Annotated in this window: 22 protein-coding genes; 14 read left to right on the forward strand and 8 right to left on the reverse strand. The window is 64.0% G+C overall.

The window, feature by feature from the left end; all coding sequences use genetic code 11:
- Nucleotides 1–33 precede the first annotated feature (33 nt).
- Complete coding sequence (gene gltX / locus O5K39_RS11610) at nt 34–1,380, forward strand: glutamate--tRNA ligase (RefSeq protein WP_271143785.1); 1,347 nt, start codon at nt 34–36, stop codon at nt 1,378–1,380.
- Nucleotides 1,381–1,436: 56 nt separating this feature from the next.
- Here the strand turns inward: gltX and O5K39_RS11615 are convergent, their stop codons facing one another.
- Both O5K39_RS11615 and O5K39_RS11620 read right to left on the reverse strand, forming a co-directional pair.
- On the reverse strand, nt 1,437–1,751 hold the full coding sequence (locus O5K39_RS11615; protein WP_271143786.1) for a hypothetical protein: 315 nt from the start codon (nt 1,749–1,751) through the stop codon (nt 1,437–1,439).
- Nucleotides 1,752–1,872: 121 nt separating this feature from the next.
- Nucleotides 1,873–2,478 carry a TIGR00730 family Rossman fold protein gene (locus tag O5K39_RS11620; protein WP_271143787.1) on the reverse strand — a complete coding sequence of 202 codons (606 nt, stop codon included), beginning with the start codon at nt 2,476–2,478 and terminating at the stop codon, nt 1,873–1,875.
- Between the two features lie 81 nt (nt 2,479–2,559).
- Here O5K39_RS11620 and O5K39_RS11625 point away from each other — a divergent pair, with 81 nt between their 5' ends.
- The 4 genes from O5K39_RS11625 (at nt 2,560) to O5K39_RS11640 (ending at nt 9,272) form a co-directional block, all read left to right on the forward strand.
- Entirely contained in the window at nt 2,560–3,312 is a 753-nt protein-coding gene (locus O5K39_RS11625; protein WP_271143788.1) for a hypothetical protein, read from the forward strand.
- Between the two features lie 322 nt (nt 3,313–3,634).
- Nucleotides 3,635–5,173, forward strand: a complete 1,539-nt coding sequence (locus tag O5K39_RS11630) for a hypothetical protein (RefSeq protein ID WP_271143789.1) — start codon at nt 3,635–3,637, stop codon at nt 5,171–5,173.
- An 80-nt stretch (nt 5,174–5,253) separates the two neighbouring features.
- Complete coding sequence (locus tag O5K39_RS11635; RefSeq protein ID WP_271143790.1) at nt 5,254–7,899, forward strand: TonB-dependent receptor; 2,646 nt, start codon at nt 5,254–5,256, stop codon at nt 7,897–7,899.
- Between the two features lie 152 nt (nt 7,900–8,051).
- Nucleotides 8,052–9,272, forward strand: coding sequence for an FAD-dependent oxidoreductase (locus O5K39_RS11640; protein WP_271143791.1), 1,221 nt, complete (start codon nt 8,052–8,054; stop codon nt 9,270–9,272).
- 747 nt (nt 9,273–10,019) lie between these two features.
- Here O5K39_RS11640 and O5K39_RS11645 read toward each other — a convergent pair.
- The 4 genes from O5K39_RS11645 to O5K39_RS11660 all read right to left on the reverse strand — a co-directional run bounded on the left by O5K39_RS11645 (nt 10,020) and on the right by O5K39_RS11660 (nt 14,382).
- Nucleotides 10,020–11,135, reverse strand: coding sequence for an NAD-dependent epimerase/dehydratase family protein (locus O5K39_RS11645; protein WP_348637105.1), 1,116 nt, complete (start codon nt 11,133–11,135; stop codon nt 10,020–10,022).
- Nucleotides 11,136–11,244: 109 nt separating this feature from the next.
- On the reverse strand, nt 11,245–12,747 hold the full coding sequence (locus O5K39_RS11650) for a CoA-acylating methylmalonate-semialdehyde dehydrogenase (RefSeq protein WP_271143793.1): 1,503 nt from the start codon (nt 12,745–12,747) through the stop codon (nt 11,245–11,247).
- A gap of 155 nt (nt 12,748–12,902) precedes the next feature.
- Nucleotides 12,903–14,162: an MFS transporter gene (locus tag O5K39_RS11655; RefSeq protein WP_271143794.1), complete on the reverse strand. Its 1,260-nt coding sequence runs from the start codon at nt 14,160–14,162 to the stop codon at nt 12,903–12,905.
- A gap of 40 nt (nt 14,163–14,202) precedes the next feature.
- Nucleotides 14,203–14,382 carry a hypothetical protein gene (locus tag O5K39_RS11660; RefSeq protein WP_271143795.1) on the reverse strand — a complete coding sequence of 60 codons (180 nt, stop codon included), beginning with the start codon at nt 14,380–14,382 and terminating at the stop codon, nt 14,203–14,205.
- A gap of 371 nt (nt 14,383–14,753) precedes the next feature.
- Between O5K39_RS11660 and O5K39_RS11665 the strand changes: the two genes are divergently transcribed.
- From O5K39_RS11665 to O5K39_RS11675, 3 genes are all read left to right on the forward strand, one after another.
- Nucleotides 14,754–15,071 (forward strand): 2Fe-2S iron-sulfur cluster-binding protein, encoded by a 318-nt coding sequence (locus O5K39_RS11665; protein ID WP_271143796.1) that lies wholly within the window; start codon nt 14,754–14,756, stop codon nt 15,069–15,071.
- 54 nt (nt 15,072–15,125) lie between these two features.
- Nucleotides 15,126–16,358 (forward strand): FAD-dependent oxidoreductase, encoded by a 1,233-nt coding sequence (locus tag O5K39_RS11670; RefSeq protein ID WP_271143797.1) that lies wholly within the window; start codon nt 15,126–15,128, stop codon nt 16,356–16,358.
- A 105-nt stretch (nt 16,359–16,463) separates the two neighbouring features.
- Nucleotides 16,464–17,162 carry a TetR/AcrR family transcriptional regulator gene (locus O5K39_RS11675; RefSeq protein ID WP_271143798.1) on the forward strand — a complete coding sequence of 233 codons (699 nt, stop codon included), beginning with the start codon at nt 16,464–16,466 and terminating at the stop codon, nt 17,160–17,162.
- 89 nt (nt 17,163–17,251) lie between these two features.
- Here the strand turns inward: O5K39_RS11675 and O5K39_RS11680 are convergent, their stop codons facing one another.
- Together O5K39_RS11680 and O5K39_RS11685 are read right to left on the reverse strand one after the other, a co-directional pair.
- On the reverse strand, nt 17,252–18,055 hold the full coding sequence (locus O5K39_RS11680) for an enoyl-CoA hydratase/isomerase family protein (protein ID WP_271143799.1): 804 nt from the start codon (nt 18,053–18,055) through the stop codon (nt 17,252–17,254).
- Nucleotides 18,052–18,258: a ferredoxin gene (locus tag O5K39_RS11685; RefSeq protein WP_271143800.1), complete on the reverse strand. Its 207-nt coding sequence runs from the start codon at nt 18,256–18,258 to the stop codon at nt 18,052–18,054. Before O5K39_RS11685 ends, O5K39_RS11680 begins: the two co-directional genes overlap by 4 nt.
- Nucleotides 18,259–18,541: 283 nt before the next feature.
- Here O5K39_RS11685 and O5K39_RS11690 point away from each other — a divergent pair, with 283 nt between their 5' ends.
- From O5K39_RS11690 to O5K39_RS11715, 6 genes are all read left to right on the forward strand, one after another.
- On the forward strand, nt 18,542–19,729 hold the full coding sequence (locus tag O5K39_RS11690) for a cytochrome P450 (protein ID WP_271143801.1): 1,188 nt from the start codon (nt 18,542–18,544) through the stop codon (nt 19,727–19,729).
- Nucleotides 19,730–19,731: 2 nt separating this feature from the next.
- Nucleotides 19,732–20,133, forward strand: a complete 402-nt coding sequence (locus O5K39_RS11695; RefSeq protein WP_271147148.1) for an OB-fold domain-containing protein — start codon at nt 19,732–19,734, stop codon at nt 20,131–20,133.
- A 2-nt stretch (nt 20,134–20,135) separates the two neighbouring features.
- Nucleotides 20,136–21,296, forward strand: coding sequence for a thiolase family protein (locus tag O5K39_RS11700; protein WP_271143802.1), 1,161 nt, complete (start codon nt 20,136–20,138; stop codon nt 21,294–21,296).
- Nucleotides 21,297–21,348: 52 nt separating this feature from the next.
- Nucleotides 21,349–22,047 carry a DUF2889 domain-containing protein gene (locus O5K39_RS11705; protein WP_271143803.1) on the forward strand — a complete coding sequence of 233 codons (699 nt, stop codon included), beginning with the start codon at nt 21,349–21,351 and terminating at the stop codon, nt 22,045–22,047.
- 219 nt (nt 22,048–22,266) lie between these two features.
- The gene (locus O5K39_RS11710) at nt 22,267–23,067 is read left to right on the forward strand and encodes a helix-turn-helix domain-containing protein (RefSeq protein WP_271143804.1); all 801 of its coding nucleotides are present in this window, start codon (nt 22,267–22,269) and stop codon (nt 23,065–23,067) included.
- 77 nt (nt 23,068–23,144) lie between these two features.
- Nucleotides 23,145–23,855 carry a 2-oxo acid dehydrogenase subunit E2 gene (locus tag O5K39_RS11715; RefSeq protein WP_271143805.1) on the forward strand — a complete coding sequence of 237 codons (711 nt, stop codon included), beginning with the start codon at nt 23,145–23,147 and terminating at the stop codon, nt 23,853–23,855.
- Nucleotides 23,856–23,933 lie beyond the last annotated feature (78 nt).

Genomic DNA, 23,933 nt, shown 5'->3' on the forward strand with positions numbered 1-23,933 from the left:
GACCTACGCGCCTCGCTTTCGAGGTCGCCTGTCATGTCCGCCAACCCGCCCGTCAAGGTCCGTTTCGCCCCGTCACCAACCGGGAAGCTGCACGTCGGCAATGTGCGGACCGCCCTTGTCAACTGGATGTTCGCCAAGGGACAGGGGGGGGCGTTCGTCTTGCGCATCGACGACACCGATCTGGCGCGCTCGACGGCCGCGTTCGAGCAGGGGATCGAGGACGACCTGACATGGCTGGGGCTGGTCTGGGACGAGCGGTACAACCAGTCCAAGCGTTTCGATCGCTATGAGGAAGCGGCATCGCGGCTGAAGGCAGCCGGGCGGCTTTATCCCTGTTACGAGACGGGTGAGGAGCTGGATCGGCGGCGCAAGGTGCAGTTGGCACGCGGCCTGCCGCCCATCTATGACCGGGCCGCGCTGGACCTGACCGAGGCCGACAAGGCGGCGTTCGAGGCCGAAGGTCGAAAGCCCCACTGGCGGTTCAAGCTGGAAGGTCGCCGTGTCGCCTGGGAGGACCTGGCGCGCGGTCATGCCGAGGTGGACACGACCTCGATGTCGGATCCCGTGCTGGTCCGCGAGGACGGGTTGTTCCTCTACACCCTGCCGTCGGTGGTGGACGACATCGACATGGGGATTACCCATGTCATCCGTGGTGAGGATCACGTCACCAACACCGGGGCACAGATCGAAATCTTCGAGGCTCTCGGCGGCCCAACGCCGGGTTTTGCCCATATGCCGCTGCTGGTCGGTGCCGACGGTCAGGCCCTGTCAAAGCGGCTGGGCTCGCTGTCGATCGCCGAGATGCGAGAGCAGGGATATGAGCCGATAGCCATCACCAGCCATCTGGGCCGGATCGGCACATCCGATCCGCTGGAAGTCGGTGCCTCGGTCGACGCGCTGGGCGATACCTTCGCCTTCACCAAGATGGGCCGGTCTCCGGCGCGGTACGACACGGCCGATCTCGACCGGCTGAACGCCCAGGCCCTGCACGCCATGCCGTATTCGGCCGCGCAGGTGAGGCTGGCAGCCTTGGGCGTCGACCTGGGCGAGACCTTCTGGAACGCCGTCCGGCCGAACCTGGTCAAGTTCGGTGACGTGGTCGATCAGGCTCGGATCGTCCAGGGGCCGGTGACGCCGATGATCGAAGATGCGGCATTCGCCGAGGCGGCGCTGGGGTTGCTGCCGGCCGTGATCGACGAGACGGCCTGGTCGGCCTGGACCTCGGCCGTCAAGGAGGCGACCGGGGCCAAGGGCAAGACCCTGTTCATGCCGCTGCGGCTGATCCTGACAGGCCAGGCGCACGGGCCGGACATGGCGACTATCATTCCGCTGATCGGGCGCGATCGGATGGTGCAACGGCTCAACGGCGAGACCGCCTGATACGAAAAGGGCCGGACGGTCGCCCGTCCGGCCCTGATTTCAGCCTGATCAAGCGATCAGGCGGCGGCGGTGTTGCAGGTCGCCAGTTGGGCGTCCGTCAGGGTCACGCCCTTGTAGGTGAAGCTGGCCAGGGCCACGCCGACCTTGGCGACGACCCGGCGGCAGGCCCGCGTGGCGGGCTGGTTGGCGCCCACACCGGTGCCGACACAGAGGTTGTTGGTCCCGCAGCGCCAGTTGGTGCCGTCGATGATGACCGGTGCGCTCGGCGTGAAGGCGACGTTCTGGACCGTGAAGCTGGACGCGTTGGACTGGGCGAAGGCAGGGGCGGTGCCGGCCAGCATCAGGGCGGCGGCAAGAGCGAGTGCGCGCATGGGAGGTCTCCGTATGGCGTTCGGAGCCGCACGATGCGCATCCGATGCCCCACTGTCAGTTTCTTTAGAAAACTGTCAAGCCGTTTTCGCTGCGCTGCGACAATAAGTGATCGATGATCATCTATCTGGGATCGAACCGCAACACCGGGCCTTCGTGGTCCTGCTGCATCAGGGTGATCGCGTCTTCGACCGTGTCACAGACCGAATAGGCCTGGAGGAAGGATGCCGGCGTCATGCCCTCGGCGACGCTGTGGTCGACGAGGGTGAAGAAGGTGTCCCAGAAGCCCTTGATGTTGAGAAAGATGATCGGCTTGGCATGCAGGTCCAGCCGTTTCCATGACAGCAGTTCGACGACCTCTTCCAGCGTCCCGACGCCGCCAGGGGCCACCACGAAGGCATCGGAGTTGTCGTACATCAGCTGTTTGCGCTCGTGCATGGAGGTGACGACCACGGTCTCCACCTCGTCGAACAGGCGTTCGCGGCTGCGCAGGAAGCCGGGCATGATGCCGACGACGCGTCCGTCGGCTGCGTGGGCCGCGCGGGCCGAGGCCCCCATCAGGCCGACGCCGCCTCCGCCATAGACCAGCCGCCAGCCGACACGGGCCGTAGCGGCACCGAACTCACGCGCCGCCTCGAGATAGGCAGGATCCGCGCCGTCGGAGGAGGCACAGAACAGACAGACGGAACGGCCTTCGTAGGGGGCGACGGTCGCGGAAAGAACAGACATGGGGCCTCGGACGGAAATGCGAGACAGGCCGCCGCGCGACGGTCTATCTGGGGCGACAGTCCTATAGGGCCGGCGAGCGGGATGAAACGGGCGAATCTGTTGTCGAGGCGAGTCACAGCTTTGGTCATCGGCGTCGCCCTGGCGTCGACCGCGGCCTGTACCGCGCCGCAAAGCGCGCCGAAGTCGGCCGCTGCCGAGGCCTCGGCCTGGGTCATGACGCCTCAGGTGGAAAGCGTGGAAAGGCGTCAGGACGGCCTGATGCTGGGCGGCCGCGCCGCGCCGGACGGGCGGGTGGTCGTGCGTGGCCCGGGAGGCATCGCCTATGCCACCAGCGCCGACGCCAGCGGGCGTTTCTCGGTCCGTATCGACGCCCCCCGGGAGGCCGCCCTGTTCATGGTCGAGACCCAGACCGGTCAGGACGCGACGCCCGCGACTTACCGACTGCTGGTCAGTGCTGACATCGCGGGGCCCATCGCCCTTCTGACCCCCGGCGGGCCCAGCCTCCGGCTGGATCAGGCAGGACCGCTGGACGTGATCGACGGCGATGGGCGGAATCTGCTCGCATCCGGACGTGCCGCCGCTCAGGGGCCAACCGAGGTGACGACGGACGGAAGCCCGGTCGAAATCCAGGCAAACCAGGATGGGCGCTGGGTCCTTCCTCTGGCATCCGGTTCGCGGGTCGTCGTGGTCGAGGACCGGGTCTACTCCATCCCGTCGCCGCCGACCGGCAGCCCGGCCTCGTTCTCGGTCGAAAGAGGCCCCGGCGGGCGTATGGTGTCCTGGAACACGCCGGGCGGGGCGATACAGAACGCCTGGTTCCCGGACCCGGCCTGACGCCGTTAGCGTCGCGTTAACCCAATCGGCGTTCTCTGGGACTGTCTTCTTCTTGAGGACACCCACCATCACCAGACTGATTTCGCCCGGCGCTCGCGTCGGGCTTTTTTTGGCTCGAATGAATCCGACGGGTCCGGATCAACAGTCATCATCGCGATACGACAACTTCACACAAGCGCGCTGGAACCGTCATGGTTCGGCGCGGACGGCGTCACAGACCTTCCCTAGTGAAAGCGGCGGGCAGGTTGGGCGAAACATCGTCGGACGCGAGGCATGACGCCGCGCATCCATCCTGTCGCGACATTGATCAGACATGGTGGACATGATGACCGGCTTTCGACTGACAACCCTCCTGACGGTCGCCGCCAGCGCCCTGACCCTGGCCGCGTGCGGCTCGGCCGAAGTGGCTTCGCCCGGCGAAGGCGACTTCGGCGGCGGCACCACGCCGACCACGCCGACGACCCCCACCACGCCTACGACCCCGACGCCCGGCACGCCCGCTGCGGATTGCCCGACCGGCCTGTCGAACGTCGGCCTGGTCGCCAACGGCACGCTGCGCGCCTGCCAGCTGCCCGCCACCATCACCGGCTCCCTGACCCTGTCGGTCCGCGCCGGCACCATCTATTCGATCTCGGGCCGCACCGAAGTCGGCACCGATCGCGGCGCTGATCCGACCGCGCCCGTCGCCGGCAGTGTGCAGGGCGTCCTGACCATCGATCCGGGCGTCAAGGTCTTCGCCTCCGGCGGCACCGACTATCTGCTGGTCAACCGCGGCTCGCAGATTTTCGCAGAAGGCACCGCAACCAACCCGATTATCTTCACCAGCCGCCAGAACATCGAGGGCACGACGACCGCGACCTCGCAGGGCCAGTGGGGCGGCATCGTGATCGCCGGTCGCGCCCCGACCGCCGTCTGCCCCGTCGGCGTGACCGCGCCGAACGCGGCCTGCGTCGGTCAGGTCGAAGGCACCAGCGCCAACTACGGCGGCAACTCGCCGGCCGATAACTCGGGCCGCCTGCGCTATGTCCAGGTCAACTATTCGGGCTTCGAGCTGTCGCCGAACAACGAGCTTCAGGCCCTGACCCTGGCCGGCGTCGGCAACGGCACGGTGGTCGAGTTCTTCCAGTCCTACAACTCGTCGGATGACGGCATCGAAATCTTTGGCGGCACCGTCAACCTGAAGAACATCGTCATCAACGGCGCCGACGACGACGGCCTGGACACCGACACCGGCTGGCGCGGTGGGGCCCAGTTCGGCATCATCACCCAGAAGCCGACCGCCGTGACCAACGGCAGCCGTGGCTTCGAATGGTCGGCCGCTCCGTCCGGCACCGCCTTCTTCGCCCAGCCCAAGGTGTCGAACTTCACCATCGTCGGCCGTAACGCCGCCGTCGCCGCCGATGCCCTGCTGACCCTGAACACCGGCACCCAGCCCACGATCATCAACTCGATCGTGACCAACCCCTCGACCTCGGCCGCGGCCTGCCTGGACATCGACGACGCCCAGACGGTGACCAACGCCCCGATCTTCCGCTCGGTCTACTTCGCCTGCTCGCGTCCCTACGAGAACGATACCAGCGTCAACGGCGCGGCGACCGAAGCTGTCTTCCTGTCGGCGACCAATGTGTTCAACACCCCGAACGGCTCATCGACGGGTCTGCTGGCCCCGGCCGGTGCCACGATCCAGAACAGCTCGCTGATCTTCATCACGGGCGGCAATGCGGCCCTGGTGACGCCGACCAACGGCAACGCACTGTACTCGTTCTTCTCGAACGTGACCTACATCGGTGCCGTCCGGAATGCGGCGGACACCTGGTACCTGGGCTGGACCTGCGGCCTGGCTGCCGGCTCCAACTGCTGATGACGAATGGCGGAGGGCGTCCATGCGGACGCCCTCCGGTTTCGCCGTTCCTCGTCATTTCCTGCAAGGCGCAGAATCCCATGAAGACCCTTTCCCTGACCCTGACCGGGGTCCTCCTGGCTACCAGCGCACTGATCGCGCCGGGCATGACGTACGCCCAGACCGCTCCTGTCGAACAGACACCTGCTGAGCAGACCGAACCCGAGGCCGAGCCCGAAGAGTCGTCGCAACTGGACGAGATCGTGGTCCTGGGCCGCTTCATCCCGCAGCCGAACCGCGAGAGCCCCGAGGTCGCGGCATTCCTGACGGCCGAAGACCTGCAACGCACGGGCGACTCCAACGCCGCCGCCGCCCTGACCCGCGTCACTGGTCTGTCGGTGGTCGAAGGCCGGTTCGTCTATGTGCGTGGCCTGGGTGAGCGCTATTCGTCGGCCCTGTTGAACGGTTCGCCGCTGCCCAGCCCCGAGCCGCTGCAACGGGTCGTGCCGCTGGACCTGTTCCCGGCCGACATCCTGAAGGGCGTGACCGTCCAGAAGACCTATTCCGTCAGCTATCCCGGTGAGTTCGGTGGCGGCGTGATCGACCTGCAGACCATCGGCACGCCCAACGAGCCCTTCTTCACGATGAAGGCCTCCCTCGCCGGCAACACCGAGTCGACCGGCCAGGAAGCCCTGATCTATTTCGGCTCGCGCTCCGACTTCACCGGCTATGACGACGGTACGCGCAGCGTTCCCGATCCCATCGCCCTAGCCTTCTCGAGTGGCAACCGCATCCAGGCCGGCCCGAACTACACCGCCGCGCAGCTGCGCCTGTTGGGCCAGTCGCTGGAGAACGCGCCGCTTCGCCTGCTCCAGGAAGAAGTTACGCCCATCAACTTCAGCCTCGGCGTGACCGGCGGCTCGTCGATGGAGACCGGCATCGGCTCGCTCGGCGCCGTCTTCGTCGCCGGCTACGACAACAGCTGGAAGGGCCGTGAAGGCATCCGCCAGTCGGGCCGGATCGACAGCGGCAAGCTGGTGCTGGCCGACGACTACGACTTCCGGTCGAACGAGAACAACATCGGCCTGAACCTGTTCGGGTCGCTGAGCCTCGAAAACGAGAACAACACGGTCAAGTGGACGAACCTGTTTGTTCGCAACGTTACCAAGGAAGCCCGCTCGGTCGAGGGTATCGACGATCTGGGCGGCCAGGCCTTCCGCCGCACCGACTACACCGAATGGTTCGCGCGCCAGCTGTTCACGACCCAACTGGCCGGCGAGCATTCGCTGGGCGAGGCCTGGGACGTGTCCTGGCGTGCCGCCTTCGCCAAGACCTCGCGCGACGCGCCGTACGAGACCCAGTTCGGCTATGGCCGCCGTCCCACGGGCGAGATTATCCACAACATCCAGACCAATCGCATCCAGTTCAGCGAACTGGACGACCAGGTCATCTCGGGCGGGGCGGATGTCAGCTACACCCTGCCGCTGTCGGACTATCGCGAGATCGTCTTCAAGGCGGGTGTGGCCAGCTATGACAATGAGCGGTCATCGGAACAGCGCGCGCTTCAGTTCATCGCCCCGAACGGCCTGAGCGCCGATCAGGTCGAATCGCGGGTCGACTATCTGTTCTCCGACTTCAATATCGGGCCCTTCCTGCAGATCCAGGAGATCACCGGCTCGAACGGTGCCTCGGCCTATGACGCCCAGCTTCAGGTGCTGGCTGGATACGCCCAGGTCGAGGCCGAGATCATCCCCCTGGTCAACCTGAACCTCGGCGTCCGCTATGAAGACGGTGAGCAGTCGGTCAATCCGTTCGATCTGTTCGGCGCCGCGACCGGTTTCCTCCCGACGAGCATCGAGGAGCAGTACTGGCTGCCGGCCGGGACGATCACCTGGAACTTCGCCGAGGACATGCAACTGCGTCTGGGCGCATCCAAGACGATCGGCCGGCCCCAGTTCCGCGAACTCGCACCCCAGCAGTACACGGACGTCGAAAGCGACCGGACCTTCATCGGCAACCCGTATCTGGTCGACACCGAACTGCTGAACATCGACGCCCGCTACGAGTGGTATTTCGCCCGCCAGCAGTATGTGACCGCCGGCGTCTTCTACAAGGATCTGGAAAACCCGATCGAATCGAGCGTGATCGACCAGGGTGCCAACATCTCCCAGACCTTCCTGAACGCTCCCAAGGCCACGATCATCGGCTTTGAGCTGGAAGGTAAGAAATACTTCGAGTTCCCCGACAACGGCATGAGCTTCATCGCCAACAAGAAGTGGCTGGTTCAGGCCAACTACACCTATGCCTCTTCCGAGGTGAAGGTCGGTGCCGGGGACACGGTCACGACCCAGAACAGCCTGGGCATCGCCCAGCCGGCCAGCTTCTATGTGGTGGACGGCAGCCGTCTGCAGGGCCAGTCGGACCACGTCGCCAACGCCCAGTTCGGCTGGGAAGACGACACGGCCCGGTCCCAGGCCACGATCATCGTCAACTATGTGTCGGAGCGCACCTCGGCGCGTGGACGTCCGGGCGAGCCCGACCTGATCCAGGATCCGGGCGTGTTCCTGGACTTCGTCTATCGCAAGGACTTCGACGCCATGGGCCGCGACCTGGGCTTTGCCCTGGAACTGCGCAACCTGCTGCGCACCGACTTCGACGAGTTCCAGACCCTGGGCAACTCCACGATCGCGGTGAATCGCTATGAACTGGGCCGCAGCGCCTCGGTCAGCCTGACCGCGCGCTTCTAGCGATCAGACCGAACGACATCGAAGGGACCGACCGCAAGGTCGGTCCCTTTTTCGTTGCTGTCAGGGTGATTGGCGTGAGCGCCCGCGTCCTCTAGAGCATCCGCCAGCGGCGCGAGACCAGCGTCGAGGTGTCAGGCTTTGGGGGACGATCCATGACGACGGTGATCATCGGCGGGGGACACGGCGGCGGTGCGGTGGCGGGCCAGTTGCGTCAGTTCGGCCATCAGGACCCGATCGTCGTGGTGGGCGAGGAACCCCATCCTCCCTATCAGCGGCCGCCGCTGTCCAAGGGCTGGCTCAAGGGTGAGGTCGACGGCGATGGCCTGCTGCTGCGCCCGCGCGACTGGTACGCCGAGAACGACATCGACCTGCGGACCTCCACACGCGTCATCAAGATCGACCGTGACAAGCGTCAGCTGACCCTGTCGACCGACGATACCCTGGACTACGACACCCTGATCCTGGCCACAGGTGCCCGTGCGCGCCAGTTGAAGCTGCCGGGCAGCGACCTGAAGGGGTTCCTGGAACTCCGCACCATCGAGGACGCCGAGGCCATCAAGGCCTGGTTCCGGCCGGGCTTCCGCTTGGCCATCATCGGTGGCGGCTATGTCGGGCTCGAGGTCGCGGCTTCGGCCCGCAAGCTGGGAGCGGAGGTCGATCTGCTGGAACGCGAGGACCGGTTGCTGGCGAGGGTCGCCGGACCGGTCCTGTCCACCTTCTTCCAGACCCTGCATGAGGGCCACGGTGTCCGTTTTCATTTCGGCGTGAACGTCGAAGGGTTCGACGGTCTGGACGGCCAGGTGTCGGGCGTTCGCCTGGCCGGCGGGGATACGATCCATTGTGATGCCGTGCTGGTCGGGATCGGGGCCATTCCGAATGACGATCTGGCCAGCGACGCCGGACTGGCCTGCGACAACGGCGTTGTCGTGGACCACGAGGCGCGAACTTCCGACCCCGCCATCTTCGCCATCGGCGACGTGACGCAGCGCCCCATGCCGCTCTATGACCGCTCGCTGAGGCTCGAGAGCGTGCCCAATGCCCTGGAGCAGGCCAAGATCGTCGCCAGTGCCATCACGGGCCGCCCGCTGCCGGCACCCGAGGTTCCGTGGTTCTGGTCCGATCAGTACGAGGTCAAGCTGCAGATCGCGGGGATGCCGTTCGGCGTCGATCGCCAGATCGTGCGGGGCGATCCAGCCGATGGCCGATTCGCCGTCTTCCACCTGGCGGGCGACAGGATCGTCTGCGTCGAGGCCATCAGCGCCCCGCCCGAATTCATGGCCGGCCGCCAGCTCATCGGCCGCGCCACGCCTGTCGATCCGGTCAAGCTGGCCGACATGGCGGTCTCGATGAAGGCCGTCGCCGCAGAGGGCTGACGAACCGTCTCACAATGTCGGGAAAAGCCCCGAGCTGGCTCCGCGGGTAAGCGAATTTCGTCCGTGTGTGGTGTTTCTCCTTGTTTCAAGAAAGGCGCGATTTTTCAATCAGCTGAGTGTGATCGGCCATCAAGAACAGCGCGCTCATGGTGACGGTTTGATCAATCACAGGCTCGATACAGCCCTTTCCTAGTGCCAAGGATCGCAGACTCGCTCGGTTCTGAACTCATCGGCGGCATCAAATCCGGTTCAAAAGTGATGGCGCAACGCCTGATGGATATGTCGAGACATCCGGACCGGTCGACAGTGGGTCAGGAGTCCCGGCACAATGTTTCGGCTGCAGTTGAAGAATGGCTGCGACTATGCGCGTTGGCTCAGTGATGTTTGCGTCGGCGCCACTGTCCGTGACCCGGGCCGCGATCCAGATCTTTACCAACCAACCGAGTTGGCTCACACGCGGAGCCCCCGCGCATCATTGGTGAAGTCGTTGAACACGCCGGTTGCCATTTCTACTCGTCAACCACAAAGAGTCGCCGAAGCCAGTCGTACGGTCGCAGAATGGCCGGCAGCGCATCGGCGGGACGATCAGGCTGTGACGGGGGTCGTGAGCGGTTGTCGAAAGGGTGTCCTACGCCTAGACGTCATTGGCCCGTTTGGGCATTTCCTCCCAAGACTTTCGCCGCGTCCTCTTGGGCGCGGCTTTTTTTTGAGCGCAGAACGGCCAATCCTTTCCGCCCATAGCGGCCTTTAGTTGGCCCCCGATGTCAGCGGCGGAAGCAGGCCCAACTCGACCATTCGCTGCAGCCAATGCACGAGAGAGTGGCGGCTGTCCCTGAAGCCGAGGAATCCCGCCCGGCGGATCTTGTTGGTATCCAGCAGAACGGGCGAAGCCTTGGCGGCTAGGCGCTGCCCCAGCAACAGATCGACGTAGTGATGGGATTGGCCGAGAAGATCGGTCAGCTCGGCGAACCTGAGATCGTGCCGGGCGGCTAGCCGGCGCCAGGCGGACTGGACTTCCGGTTCGGCGAAGAAGGTCGATAGGCTTGACGGCGGTTCGCCTTCGACCGGCAGGTTCAGGCGCTCCGCCAGATAAGGCCACGCGTGAGCCAGAACGAGAATGTCGCCGTTGGTGATGTTGAAGGTCTGGTCCGCCGCCGCTGGATCGGTTGCGGCCCAAGCGAAGGCTTCCGCCAGCAGGCCTGTGTCCACCATTTCCAACAGCGAAGCCGACTGGCCTGGAAAGGCGAACGGGCGACCAAGTTCCCGGCAGAGCGCCGCATAGGCTCCGATCGGAGCTATGGGGTTCATTGCCGCGCCGGGTGCGGTGCCCAACAGGACCTGGGGCCGAAAGATCGAGAAGGTGAAACCGGCTTCGCGCGCCCGCAGTCGCAGGCGGTCTTCATGGAGCCAGTAGAAGTTGGGATGGTCATCGCGCGGTTGGTCTTCCCGGCACGGGACCTCGACGGGATGGTGGTGCGCGCCATAGGCTTTGGCGCCCTGAAGCAGGCTGACATGACGAAGCGAGCCTTGAACGCTCAGTGGATCGATCACATTGGCGAACATGGCACCGTTGGCCGCGATCAGCTCGGGGTCATACCATCCACCGCTCAACCCTGGGGCCTCGGCGACGGCCGCATAAATCAGATGGGTGACGGGTCGCAGGCCGCCGATGACCGTTTTGCATCCCTCCGGATCCGATAAATCGAGCGGGATATGTGAGAAACGACAGTCATCTGCGACGACCGGCAGGCGGCGCGAGGTGGCTGTGACCTCCCAGTCGCCCAGACCTGTGAAATGCTCGACCGCGCCGGTGCCGATCACCCCGCTCGAGCCGACGATGAGGATATGGTTGCGCCTGGTCATCGGCGGTTTCCTAGGCGCTGGTTCGGATGGACGCTCGCACCGTAGCGGCGAGCCAAGTCGGTCGGGAACCGGCCGGACCTGGTGTCATCCGGTGTCGGCCAAGGCCTGATCACGCCATCGTCGGGATGACGAACGAACTGTCCGCGTGTTCCAACTCCGAGTCCGGCCAGCGGGCGGTGACCGTCTTGACCTTGGTCCAGAATTTGAGGCCTTCCATGCCGTGCTGGTTGGTGTCGCCGAAGGCCGAACGCTTCCAGCCGCCGAAGGTGTGATAGGCGACCGGCACCGGGATAGGCACATTGATGCCGACCATCCCGACATTGACGCGGGCGGCGAAGTCGCGGGCCGCGCGGCCGTTCTGGGTGAAGATGGCGACGCCGTTGCCGTACTGGTGCCTGGACGGCAGGGCCAGCGCCTCCTCGAAGGAGGCGGCGCGGACGATCTGGAGCACGGGGCCGAAGATCTCCTCCTTGTAGGATTCCATCTCGGTCGTGACGTTGTCGAACAGCGACGGGCCGATGAAGAAGCCCTTCTCGTAGCCTTGCAGAGAGAAGTCGCGGCCGTCGACGACCAATTCGGCACCCTCGCGCACGCCGGTCTCGATCCAGCCGGCGATCTTGTCGCGGTGGGTCTGGGTGACGACCGGACCATAGTGGGCACCTGCGTCGGTGGAGACGCCGACCCGCATGGTCGGGATCTCGGCGACCATGCGTTCGCGCAGTTCGTCGGCGGTCTTCTTGCCGACCGGCACCACGACCGGCAGGGCCATGCAGCGTTCGCCGGCCGAGCCGTAGGCCGCGCCGGACAGGTCCTTGATCACCTGATCCATGTCGGCGTCGGGCAGGACGATGCCATGGTTCTTGGCCCCACCCATGGCCTGGACGCGCTTATGGTTGGCTGCGCCCGTCTGATAGACATAGTGGGCGATGTCGGACGAACCGACGAAGCTGACCGCATGCACCAGCGGGTGCTCCAGGATCGAATCCACGGCCAGCTTGTCGCCGTGGACGACGTTCAGCACGCCCTTGGGCGCCCCCGCCTCCATCATCAGCTCGGCTAGACGCACCGGCACGGAAGGATCGCGCTCGGACGGTTTCAGGATGAAGGTGTTGCCCACCGCGATGGCCACGCCGAACATCCACATCGGGATCATGGCCGGGAAGTTGAACGGGGTGATGCCCGAAACGACGCCCAGCGGCTGGCGCATCGAATAGACGTCGATGCCGGGCCCGGCACCCCAGGTATATTCACCCTTCAGTGCATGGGGGATGCCACAGGCGAACTCGATGACCTCGAGGCCGCGCTGGATGTCGCCCTTGCTATCGGCGACGACCTTGCCGTGCTCGCTGGACAGCAGCTCGGCCAGCTCGGTCATATTGGCCTCGACCAGCCGCTTGAACTCGAACATCACCCGCGCGCGGCGCTGGGGGTTGGTGCTCGACCAGCCCTCGAACGCGCCTTGCGCCGACTGCACCGCCCGGTCCATCTCGGCGACCGAGGCCAGCTGCACCCGCGCCTGCACCTCACCCGTGTTTGGATTGAACACATCGGCGAACCGTCCCGAGGCCCCGGTGAAACTCGCGCCGTCGATGAAGTGGTTGATGTCGCGCATGGCGGCGGTCCTTGAGGATTGTTACGCGATCGCTCTAACACCGAGAGGGAGGCGACAAATCTCCGAACAGGGGGCTGCCGTCGGAACGGAGCAGATATCACCACGGCGATCCGGCCTACGCCGTGCTTATGAGCGGCGCGAGGCAGCTTGGGGTCTCAGTTTGCCGGGCTACTCACCAGGTCGGCGTCCAGGGGCCTGAAGCGTCCCAAGGTCGCGACAAAGGCGGAAGCGATCAGGCAAAGCGGGACCGCAATCCACAACACCAGAGCATACGACCCCGTCCGGTCGAAGGCGTAGCTGATCAAGACGGGGGCCATCCCGACGGACAGCGCCATTGCACCCCCGATCGTGCCGAACAATGTGCCGAAGCTTTTCAGGCCAAAATGTCGACTGGTCAGATAGGCGAGGCAATCCAACTCTCCGCCGAGCGCCAGGCCCAAGGCGAGGATAGCGACGACCAGGATAATCGGCGAGCCTGGTACGCCAAGGAGAAGCAACAGGGCCGGGATCGGAATCAACGCGACCGAAGCTGCGACCATGTTGGCATTGAACCGGTCGAGCAGCATGCCGACCGAGAGCCGACCGACCATCGAGGAAAGGCCAAGCAACGCTGCCAGACCTGCCGCGCTCGTTTTGGAGGCCCCAAGGGACATCATGATCGGCACCATATTGATGGCGATGCCACCACCGACGCCGGCGAGGATGAACCCGCTGACGGCCAGCTTGACGAACCTGAGCGACCGTAGACCCTCACGGACACCGACACCGGACAAGGCGACCACGCTAGACTTGGCTGTTTCGGGACCCAAGCGATCCCGATCCTTGGAACTGGTGAAAAGAAGCATCAGCAACGGGATGATGACGAGGGCCCAGACCCCGGCCAGGCCGAGATAGGCCCCGCGCCAGCCAAGGTTCGTCACCAGGACGCTGCTCAGCATCGGGGTCACGGCCGACCCCACTCCGATGCCGCAAAGCAGAACGGCCAAAGCAAGACCGCGGCTTTTGAAGAACAAGCTCGAGACGGCAGCGGTCCAGACCGTGGGACCGACACCCAGACTGGCGATGGCCAGCAGGCCACTGACGGCCCACCAGGTCCAGATAGACGACTGAACAGTCGAGAAGAGAGCCCATGCCGCACAGAATGCGATCGCGCCGGCTATGCCTATGCGGCGCGGCCCGAAGCGATCGACGGCAAGACCGACGAAGGGCGAGCAGACGACGGCGGCCAGCGACCCGATCGACAGCCCGGCCGAAATTTCAGTTCGACTCCAGCCAAAGGTCTCCTGTAGCGGGCCCATGAAGACGCCTGTGGAGTATACGTTCGCCGTTGACAGCGCCATGCCGCCGGCTGCCGCCAGCACGACGGACCAGCCGCGCCGCCATTCCTGTGTCGAGCTACCCAGCGGATTTGTCATTTGTGACCCGGAAGGCAGTCAACGTCGCCGAGTTCGAAACTCACCGGGCGGCGACGACGCCGGTCCTATCGGTCATTTGCATCAGGGTTTGGGTGACCGTGGGCATGACGGTCGCGGAAATAAGGAACGCTACCGCGAGAATCCCTGCCATCGCGCTGCCGCCAATCAGGGCCTCGACGAAGCCGCACAGAATTCTTCCTTCGGACTTTGCGCCCTGCATTCTCATCTCCCTTGTCGGGACATTGAGGTCCCAAATTCGTTAGGTGAATACTGGCACAATAATGCATATCGTCAATGTCATTAATAGCCGGTCCATCGTGGTCGCCCGTGATGAAACGGCCGCGCCCGGCCCGGCCGTATTAGCGACGCCTTGGAGTTTGCGTCCCCGATTGGGCACGGAGTTCGCCGGGGTTCTCGTGCCTCGGCGCAGGATATCGCCCAGGCAATATGTCCTTGATTCCTTCGCGACGCGCCGGGCATTGGCCTTTACCGGGGCGGATCAGCGCTTCAATCGTGCGACACTCGCTCTTATAGGCCCTTTACGCGCGCTAGGACTGCGACGCCTCATCCGATTCTGAAGGAAGACACCTAATGCCGACGATCATCGTGACAACGCGGGAAGGTGACAAGGTCAGCGTCGAGGCCGTCGTTGGCCGCTCAGTCATGGAAGCCATTCGGGACAAGGGAATCGACGAACTGATGGCCCTTTGCGGCGGATGCTGCTCCTGCGCGACCTGTCATGTCATCGTCGATCCGGAGTTCGTCCCCCAGCTGTCGGCGATGAGTGAAGACGAGGACGACCTGCTGGACAGTTCGGAGCATCGTCAGCCGACCTCAAGGCTGTCCTGCCAGATCCGGATGAAGGATGAACTGACGGGACTTCGGGTCACGATCGCACCCGAGGACTGACGACATAGCGGTTTGAATGAGCGGGTCTCCTGTGACCCAGGGGCGCAGCAATTGATGAAGACCTATGATGTGCTGATCGTCGGGGGAGGCCATGCCGGCGCTCAGGTGGCCGCAGCCCTGCGTCAGAGAAAATTCTCCGGTTCCGTCGCCATTGTCGGCGCCGAGCCCGAACTGCCCTACGAACGCCCGCCTCTATCAAAGGATTACCTGTCGGGTGAAAAGACGTTCGACAGACTGTTGATCCGGCCCGAAGCCTTCTGGATCGAGCGTGAGATCACGATGCTCTTGGGGCAGACGGTGGTCGCGGTGGATGCGGCGGCGCACACGGTTCGACTCGCGACTGGCGACATCCTCGGCTTTGGCGTGCTGATCTGGGCGGCCGGTGGGGAGCCGCGGCGTCTGGCTTGTAGTGGCCACGACCTCGACGGCGTCCATGGCGTCCGTACACGCGCCGACGTCGATCGGATGATGGAGGAACTCACCGCAGTCGATCGGGTCGTGGTCATCGGCGGCGGCTATATCGGGCTTGAAGCCGCGGCGGTTCTCGCAAAGGCGGGCAAGGCCGTGACGGTGCTGGAGGCCCAGGATCGGGTGCTGGCCCGGGTCGCTGGCGAAGTTTTATCACGGTTCTATGAGGCGGAACATCGGTCTCACGACGTGGAGGTCCGGCTCGGTGTGACCGTGGAGTGTATTGAAGAGGTCGCGCGGAAGGCGACAGGCGTCCGCCTTTCTGATGGTGAAATCCTGCCAGCCCAGATGGTCATTGTCGGCATCGGTATCGTTCCATCCGTGGAGCCCCTTCTCGCCGCCGGCGCCGAGGGTGGAAATGGCGTTGCGGTCGACGCCTTTTGTCGAACCAGCCTGGCGGACATCTATGCGATCGGTGATTGCGCGGCCCACGCCAATGCCTTTGCCAATGGGATGACCATTCGCGTAGAGTCGGTCCAGAACGCCAATGACCAGGCTATGGTCGTGGCCAGGGCGATCACAGGCGACCCGGTCCCTTACCACGCCGTGCCCTGGTTCTGGTCCAACCAGTACGATCTACGGCTGCAGACCGTCGGCCTGTCGTTAGGCCACGATCAGACCGTCCTGCGCGGGTCCTTGGACGATCGCAGCTTCTCGGTCATCTATCTGAAGCAGGGTCGCGTCATTGCGCTGGATTGCGTCAACGCCACCAAGGACTATGTCCAGGGCAAGGCGTTGGTCACTGCAGCCGTGTCCCCGTCGGTCACCGATCTCGCTGACCCGGCGATCCCGCTGAAGACACTGGCACCGGTTGCCTAGCGTGAGAACAACCAGGTCCCGGTGATCGGTTCTTTCGATCCGGCAAGATTTGTTCTAGCGAGGCTCCGAGCCCTCGAGCGAGCGACAACCACGAGCGACAACCAATTGACCAAACGCGCCGCCCCCTCCCTGTCTAATCCGGTCGTCGGATCGGCGTCCGTAGAGTCCGCGTCTCCCGAACGGCTGGTCAATCAGGCAGGTCGACCAACGGCAGCCGAACTGGAGCGTCGCAAGGCCAAGGTCATGGAGGTCGCGACCGAACTCTTCGTGCATCACGGCTATGCTGCGACGTCTCTTGTCGATATCGCCAAGGGGGCCGGTGTCGCGACGCGGACGCTCTACCAACACTTCGGGGACAAGGAGGCGTTGTTTCGTGACGTGATCTTTGCGCGCGACACGGGCGCAGTTCTTCCGGCACCGGTCCTTGAGTCCGGCGAGACCCTGCAGTCCGCGTTGATGAAGACGGCGCGCTACATGCACACCTATTCTTTGCGGCCCCGCCCCATCGATCTGATGCGGCTCATGATCGCCGAGAGCAAACGGTTTCCAGAGCTGATGCGATCCGTCGGCACGGCGGCGTTCGCGCGGTTTCGTCGAAATATCGCCCGCATGTTCGAAAGCCTGGCGCGCGCAAAGCTGATTCCCGAAGGCGACTACGACCGTCTGGCTGAACTGTTTTCGGATCTGATCCTGGGCAGTGCGCCGATCATGACCTATGCCGAGTGGATCACCGCCCGGACCAGCGAACCGGACATCGAGGAGCGGGTGAAACTTTTCATCCTGGGGCATTCGGGCCGGCTGTAGCTCGAAAGGCCGATGTGAAGAAGGCCAGGCTGCCCAAAGTCGACGCCCGATAAGGCCGGGAGGGCGACGGTCGGGAAGCCCAAGCCTTCTCAGCCGCTCGTCTTGGTCCCGATCGTCGCCACATGGGCCCGCATGCCCTCCAGATATGCGGGCGCCAGCATCAATGCACTGTTAGCGAGGCGCTCTACGCTGGCGGCCTGGGTCACGCCGAGTTCACGCGCAATCTCGATCGCAACTTTTGCCGCCCCCATCTGGTCCGGATTGTTGCCGACGAGGTGCCGGCAGAATGCCATGGCGGCGTCGTCGAAGCCTTCGTCCGGGAAAACCTCGTGCACCAGACCCATGACGAGGGCCTTCTGCGCATTGGCCGGCAAGTTGGCCATGACGAGGTAGCGTGCCCAGTGTGCGCCAACGAGCCGTACCAGACGACTGATTCCATTGGTGGCGGGCAGCACGCCCATCTTGCCTTCGGGAAAGCTGTAACTGGCGGACGCGGCCGCCAGACGGAAGTCGCAGGACAGGGACAGCTCCAGCCCGCCTCCGACGCAAGGGCCCTGATGCGCGATCACGAAGGGCTTCTCGATCGCTTCCATCTCATCGTACATGCGGCGCATGCCGTTCAGGTGAAGGCGATGCATCTCGCGTATCTCCGTGCCCGACGTCGGCGGCGCGGAAACACCGGCTTCGCGCAGGTCCGCCCCGGCCGAGAAATAGCGGCCCGTTGCACGGATGAGCATAACCCTCAGGGATGGCGAGTCGCGAAAGCGGTAGACGGCCGACTCAAGGATTTCGAGGGTCTGGCGGCTCAGCGCATTAAGCTTTTCGGGTCGGTTGAGCGTGGCGACAAGGACGCCATCCGCTTCGTTGACAAGAACATGCGGGGCCTCGGTCATGCGGTTTCTTCGTCCTCGATGACGAAAATGATGCGTTCCGGGCAGGCGCGGGCGCCGCGACGGGCGAGATCCTCCTGGCCTGGCGGGACCTCAAAGCCTTCGGTTGCGATGTAACCTTCGTCGTCGAGGGGATAGAGGTCTTCGGCGACCGCGTTGCACCGGGCGTTCCCCGTGCATTGGGCCTTCTCGATCCGGATTCTCATGGCAATGACCTGCGCGGATGTCGTGGGCCGGGTCGGCCCTGGAATGTACTCAACGTAGAGCCAAGAGCGGTCGCCGGATCAATCGATCCGCAGGAAAATCGCGCGGGCGATCGCCCTGGCGCACGCAGGATCGTGGGGACGGTATCGGTCTTGTGCGCATTGCCTCTGCCCTCGGGTCGAATGAGGAATAGTGTCGCCAGATGCCTACCGCCTCCCCAGGAGCTAACGATTGACCGACCTCAGTCCTGCCGTTTCGAAGCCGACGCATGTCGCGGATGCGTCCGTGTACGATTTCGACATGTTCGTCGATCCGGCCTTGCTTCAGGATCCGCACGAACGCGTGCGCGAACTGCTGCGTGATGCACCACCGGTCTTCTGGACGCCGCGCAACGGCGGGCATTGGGTCGTCACAGGGTTTCGTGAGAACTACGATGCGTCGCGTGATTTCGAGACCTTCTCGAGCGAAATCTACCCCCGACCGATGATGGACGGGATGCGGGCCATGCTGGCGCAGCAGATCGGACACGTGCCGTTGCCGACCCCGATCAACCTGGATCCGCCGGACCACACGAAGTTCCGTCGGCCGCTGCAACTTGCGTTTTCACCCAAGGCGATGCTTGCGCGTAAGGAAGAGGTCAGAAATCTGGCCAATTCCTTGATCGACGCCGTGATCGAGCAGGGCCATTGCGACTTCGTCCCGGATATCGCCGAGCCCCTGCCCGTGCAGGTCTTCCTGAAAATGATGGGCCTGCCGCTCGAACGATCCGCAGAGTTCCGCGACCTGGTCCATGAATTCATGTCTCCGCCGGATACGGAACTCGCCCCGATCTATCGAATGAGGAAGGTCGCTAACGCGATGAAGGGCGAGATCGAGGCCCGCCGGACCGATCCTAAAGACGACCTGCTTAGCCTTCTGTGGACGTCGGAGTTCGACGGCGAGCCGATGACGTTCGAGCTGATGGAGGACTACGCCGTTCTCCTGTTCATCGCCGGACTGGACACCGTCATCAACGGCATGGGGTTTGGCGTGCGCCACCTGGCGCAGAATCCGGCGTTCCAGGAAGAACTGCGCGCCAATCCGAAGCGGATCCCCGAAGCGGCGGAAGAGCTGCTGCGGCGCTACACCTTCACTGTCCCGACGCGTCGCATCGCCAAGGATGTCGAGTTCGCCGGCGTCGAGATGAAGGACGGGGATCGACTGATGCTGTTTTTGCCCGGGGCCGACCTCGACCAACGCGAGTTCGCCAAGCCCGAGGCGTTCGACATCGATCGCGAGAACAATGTTCACATCGCCTTTGGGGCCGGTCCGCACCGTTGCCTGGGGTCGCACCTGGCGCGGATCGAGCTGCAAGTTCTCTATGAACAGATGCTCGCGCGGCTGCCGACGTTCCGACTGGATGACGCCAAGCCCACGGTGTTCCACGCCGGCAACATCATCGCCATCGACTCCCTGCCGCTGCGTTGGGACTGACGGTGGCTGGCTTTCGTTTGCTTCCCCGCCTGAATGCGGAGAACCGCTTCTTCTGGACCAGCGGATCGGATGGCCGGCTTCGCTTTCTGCGGTGCGAGGCCTGTGAGACCTTTGTGCACCCGCCCCGTCCGATCTGTCCCAATTGCCAGTCTGAAGCTGTCTCCCCCGCTACCGTGCCGGGGACAGGCGTGGTCGACACCTATACGATCAACCACCAGAAGTGGCAGCCAGTGCTCGAGGTACCCTATGTGATCGCCCGTGTGGCGATCGATGGGGCTCCGGGTGTCTATCTGACCACCAACATCATCGATTGTTCGGTCGAGGCGGTCGAAATCGGCGACGCCGTAAAGGTGGCTTTCGAGCAGCATGACGACGTCTGGCTGCCGCTGTTCGAGAAAGCCTGACGATGGCTAATCCAGACGCCTATATCACCGGAATCGGTCAATCGGAGGTCGGGGTCCGGCTGGCCCGCCATCCTCTGCTTCTGACCATCGACGCCATCCGGGAGGCGCTGGACGACGCCGGACTGACTTTGGCGGACATCGACGGCGTTTCAACCTATCCGGGCAAAACCGCACAGCCTCCGGGGTATTCGCCGGTCGGGACCGAGGACGTCATCGAGTCCCTGCGTCTCAATGTGCGCTGGTACAACGGCGGCTTCGAGATCACCTCTCAGCTCGGCGCGGTGGTCGAGGCCGTGGGCGCCGTCATGAGCGGCCAAGCGCGCCACGTGCTGTGTTTCCGCACGGTCTACGAGGCTGCCGCCCTGTCGCGGCCGGACGAATATCCCCGGCCGGGCCCAGGACGAGTCGACGGCATGATGGAATGGCTGTTGCCGTTCAACGCCTATTCGGCGTCCAACTGGATCGCTCAGTATGCGATGCGACACATCAAGAAATACGGCCTCAAGCGCGAGCAACTAGCCCAGATCGCCATCACCGGGCGCGCCCATGCAGCCCTGAATCCACGCGCCCTCGTCCGCGAGCCCCTGACGCTGGACGATTACATGTCCGCGAGGATGATCTCGGATCCACTGTGCTTGTACGATTGCGACCGGTTCACCGACGCCTCGACAGTGCTGATCGTGTCAGCGGGTGACGCCTTGGGTGACGTCAAATGCAGGGCCATCCGGATCGACGCCATGGCCTATTCGGTCGAGCGTCATAGCTGGGATCAGTCGGAATGGGTCGCAGCTTACCCGACCGGAGCGGAGCTGTGGAAGCGCACCGACTATAAGCCCAAGGACGTCGATGTCGCCCAACTCTACGACGGCTTCAGCTTTAACGCCGTGACCTGGTTGGAAGGTCTGGGGTTCTGCAAGCGAGGAGAGGCCGGGGATTTCCTCGGCGACGGCAAGCGGATCGCTCTGGACGGAGAATTGCCGCTGAACACCTTTGGCGGTCAGATCGGCGCCGGTCGGCTGCATGGCTTCGGCTTCGCCCATGAAGCGGTCGTCCAGCTCCGGGGGCAGGGGGGCGCGCGGCAGGTCAAGGGAGAGCCGAGGGTCGCGGTCGCAACCTCGGGTGGTGGGCCATTGGCGACGGCCCTCTTGCTTGTCCGGGACTGAGGTGTCGGCACCGGCCTTCAGGCGCCGGGTTCTCATAGAACCGTCGCCCGGTGTGGTGACGGCCGAGCTCGAGGACGACTGGCATCGGATGGTCGTTACCTTGACCCATCGCGACGGGGTCGTCGTCGATGTCGCAAGCGACATGAAGCGTTGGCCCTGGACGACCTGTCGGGGCGCGATTGCCCAGTTGAGCCAAACCTTGGAGGGGGCGGCGCTCGACCAGCTGGCCCGGCAGGGAGAGCGAACACACAACTGTACGCACCTTCATGATCTCGCCCTGTTTGCGGCTGCGCACGCAGCAGAGACGTCTGCGATCGCCTACGATGTGACGGTGTCGGATCCGGTTGATGGGCGGCGTGTCGCAGAACTGGTACGGAATGGGGTGCCGATGTTTTCCTGGAGGCAGGAGAATGATCTGTTCATCGCGCCGTCGGATCTGGCGGGGCTCAGTCTCAGCCAACTCGGGGAGTGGATTTCGACGCTCGACCGTGACCGACGCGAGGGCGCCCGAATTCTTCGATGGGCCGCCATCATGGCCTATGGACGGGCCATGGAGATCCCCGAGGGCCTTTCGGCGACAGCCTTCCCAAGCGGGGCTTGTTTCACTTTTCAGCCCGAACAGGCGCGAGACGCCATCCGGCGTCCCGACGTACCCAGGGATCTGAGCCGGGAAGGCGCGCTACCCTTGGCGGATCGGGCGCAGAGTTTTGACCTTCCACCCGGCTCCGACGGCATCATCGCTCATCAATGAACTCGGCTGCGAAGTCTGACGCAGCCAGCCGAACGACTCGAGAGCATTGCATTGAACGTACAGGTCGGGAGGCACGCTTCGATCGCCAAAGCTAAATAAGTGAGCCGATTCAATGGAATAACATAAAAACAGAGGCTATCTCATTTTTTGTTGACGAGTCGAGAATGTCGGCGGATAGTCTGGGGAAAAGATAAGAACACAAACCCAGGGAGACGACGGATGGCCACGGGACTGGATTCCAATCGCACCAAGATCGCCAAGCGCGTGATCGAGGTTTTCGACTATTTCGGGACGACCAACAAAAGCGCGACGGTCATGGACATCGTGCGTCGCTATGGCCGGCCGCAGTCGAGCACGTCCGAACTGCTGGCCAGTCTGGTCGAGATGGGCCTTCTGTACAAAGACCCCATGACCCGGTCCTACCTGCCGACTCCACGTCTGGCGACCTTGGGAGGCGCAGCCCAGCCCGAATTCATTCGCGATGGTCGCCTCTATACCTACATGGACCGTCTGGCCCAATCGACCCGTCAAACGGTAGCCCTGTTCGGCATGGTCGGGACGCACACCCAGGTGTTCCGCGTCTCGAACGGCGCCGACGATGGTGCTGTCGCGCTCGAACAGGGCGATTCCGAGGTCCTGTACGCCAGCGCGACCGGGCTGCTTCTTCTCTCGACGCTCGGCCAGGAGCAGACGAAGAAAACGCTCTGGCGCCTGAACTCCGAGGCTGCGCCGGATCAGAAATTTGGCCACGCGGAATACTGCGAGCGCGCGGCGACCTACCGCCAGCAGGGCCATGCCGTAGGTCAGGCAGGGTTTATCGCTGGCGCTCAAGTGACGACCGCGCTCGTGCCGGTCTCGGCTGGCGAGCGTCCGCTTGCGCTGGGCGTGCTCTATCCTGAGGGCTCGACAATCGGCGCCGAGGCTTTGCTTGAGACGTTGCGTTATGGCGTCAGTCAGTTCTCGCCCAACGCCATGCGTGACCTGTCCAACGACTTCGCGCCCTTCGCCCGCGCAGTCTGACCTTCGACGCCGGAGCGGCGGAGACGATCCCGCCGTAGTCTGGCCCTCGCGGCGGCGCGTGATCGCACTGGAAAATCATGACTGACACCTCTGCCGAAGACTATTTTGCGTCCTTCGGACCGGTTCGCGTCGTCGACCGGACGCGCGTACAGAAGTTCGTCGCCAAGACCATGACGACGAACGTGACCACCATTCCACACGTCACCCACTGCGACGACGTGGATGTCACCGACCTCGAGGCCTATCGCAAAAGCCTGACGTCGGACCAGAAGGTTTCGCCCCTGGTCTTTCTGGTCAAGGCGGTCGTGGATGCGCTCAAGGCGTTTCCTCATTTCAACGCATCGCTGGCCCCGGATGGCGGCTCGCTGATCCTGAAGGACTATTTTCACATCGGCATCGCCGTTGACGGACCGCTGGGACTTCTGGTCCCGGTGTTGCGGGACTGCGACCAGAAGGATGTCGGGCAGCTTTCGGCTGAGCTGAAAGACGTTTCCTTGCTGGCGCGCACCAAGGGTCTGTCCATGGACAGGATGTCGGGCGGCTGCATATCGATCTCGTCTTTGGGCGGCATCGGCGGGACCTACTTCACCCCGATCATCAATGCGCCCGAAGTTGCGATTCTCGGCGCCACGGGCATCCAGACACGGCCGGTCTGGGACGGGCAGGCGTTCGTGCCGCGCCAGATCCTTCCCCTGTCGTTGAGTTACGATCACCGGGTGATCAACGGGGCCGACGCCGCCCGGTTCGTGCGCCACATCGGAGCCTCTCTCGCCAAAGTCGGCGGTTAGGACATCGCCGCGACGATGGTCGATCGAGCGCTCTGACCCGGTCTCGACAACCGGGGAAATCGGTCTAGTCACAGAACA

It is taken from the genome of Brevundimonas sp. NIBR10, assembly GCF_027912515.1.
GTDB lineage: Bacteria > Pseudomonadota > Alphaproteobacteria > Caulobacterales > Caulobacteraceae > Brevundimonas.

Excerpts from the sequence above, each read along its gene's own strand:
- O5K39_RS11620 (WP_271143787.1), bottom strand. The coding sequence starts at position 2,478 with ATGTCTGTTCTTTCCGCGACCGTCGCCCCCTACGAAGGCCGTTCCGTC.
- O5K39_RS11655 (WP_271143794.1), bottom strand. The coding sequence starts at position 14,162 with ATGACAAATCCGCTGGGTAGCTCGACACAGGAATGGCGGCGCGGCTGG.
- O5K39_RS11670 (WP_271143797.1), top strand. The coding sequence starts at position 15,126 with ATGAAGACCTATGATGTGCTGATCGTCGGGGGAGGCCATGCCGGCGCT.
- O5K39_RS11680 (WP_271143799.1), bottom strand. The coding sequence starts at position 18,055 with ATGACCGAGGCCCCGCATGTTCTTGTCAACGAAGCGGATGGCGTCCTT.
- O5K39_RS11635 (WP_271143790.1), top strand. The coding sequence starts at position 5,254 with ATGAAGACCCTTTCCCTGACCCTGACCGGGGTCCTCCTGGCTACCAGC.
- O5K39_RS11625 (WP_271143788.1), top strand. The coding sequence starts at position 2,560 with ATGAAACGGGCGAATCTGTTGTCGAGGCGAGTCACAGCTTTGGTCATC.
- gltX (WP_271143785.1), top strand. The coding sequence starts at position 34 with ATGTCCGCCAACCCGCCCGTCAAGGTCCGTTTCGCCCCGTCACCAACC.
- O5K39_RS11700 (WP_271143802.1), top strand. The coding sequence starts at position 20,136 with ATGGCTAATCCAGACGCCTATATCACCGGAATCGGTCAATCGGAGGTC.
- O5K39_RS11710 (WP_271143804.1), top strand. The coding sequence starts at position 22,267 with ATGGCCACGGGACTGGATTCCAATCGCACCAAGATCGCCAAGCGCGTG.
- O5K39_RS11665 (WP_271143796.1), top strand. The coding sequence starts at position 14,754 with ATGCCGACGATCATCGTGACAACGCGGGAAGGTGACAAGGTCAGCGTC.
- O5K39_RS11615 (WP_271143786.1), bottom strand. The coding sequence starts at position 1,751 with ATGCGCGCACTCGCTCTTGCCGCCGCCCTGATGCTGGCCGGCACCGCC.
- O5K39_RS11630 (WP_271143789.1), top strand. The coding sequence starts at position 3,635 with ATGATGACCGGCTTTCGACTGACAACCCTCCTGACGGTCGCCGCCAGC.
- O5K39_RS11715 (WP_271143805.1), top strand. The coding sequence starts at position 23,145 with ATGACTGACACCTCTGCCGAAGACTATTTTGCGTCCTTCGGACCGGTT.
- O5K39_RS11685 (WP_271143800.1), bottom strand. The coding sequence starts at position 18,258 with ATGAGAATCCGGATCGAGAAGGCCCAATGCACGGGGAACGCCCGGTGC.
- O5K39_RS11660 (WP_271143795.1), bottom strand. The coding sequence starts at position 14,382 with ATGCAGGGCGCAAAGTCCGAAGGAAGAATTCTGTGCGGCTTCGTCGAG.
- O5K39_RS11645 (WP_348637105.1), bottom strand. The coding sequence starts at position 11,135 with ATGACCAGGCGCAACCATATCCTCATCGTCGGCTCGAGCGGGGTGATC.
- O5K39_RS11650 (WP_271143793.1), bottom strand. The coding sequence starts at position 12,747 with ATGCGCGACATCAACCACTTCATCGACGGCGCGAGTTTCACCGGGGCC.
- O5K39_RS11640 (WP_271143791.1), top strand. The coding sequence starts at position 8,052 with ATGACGACGGTGATCATCGGCGGGGGACACGGCGGCGGTGCGGTGGCG.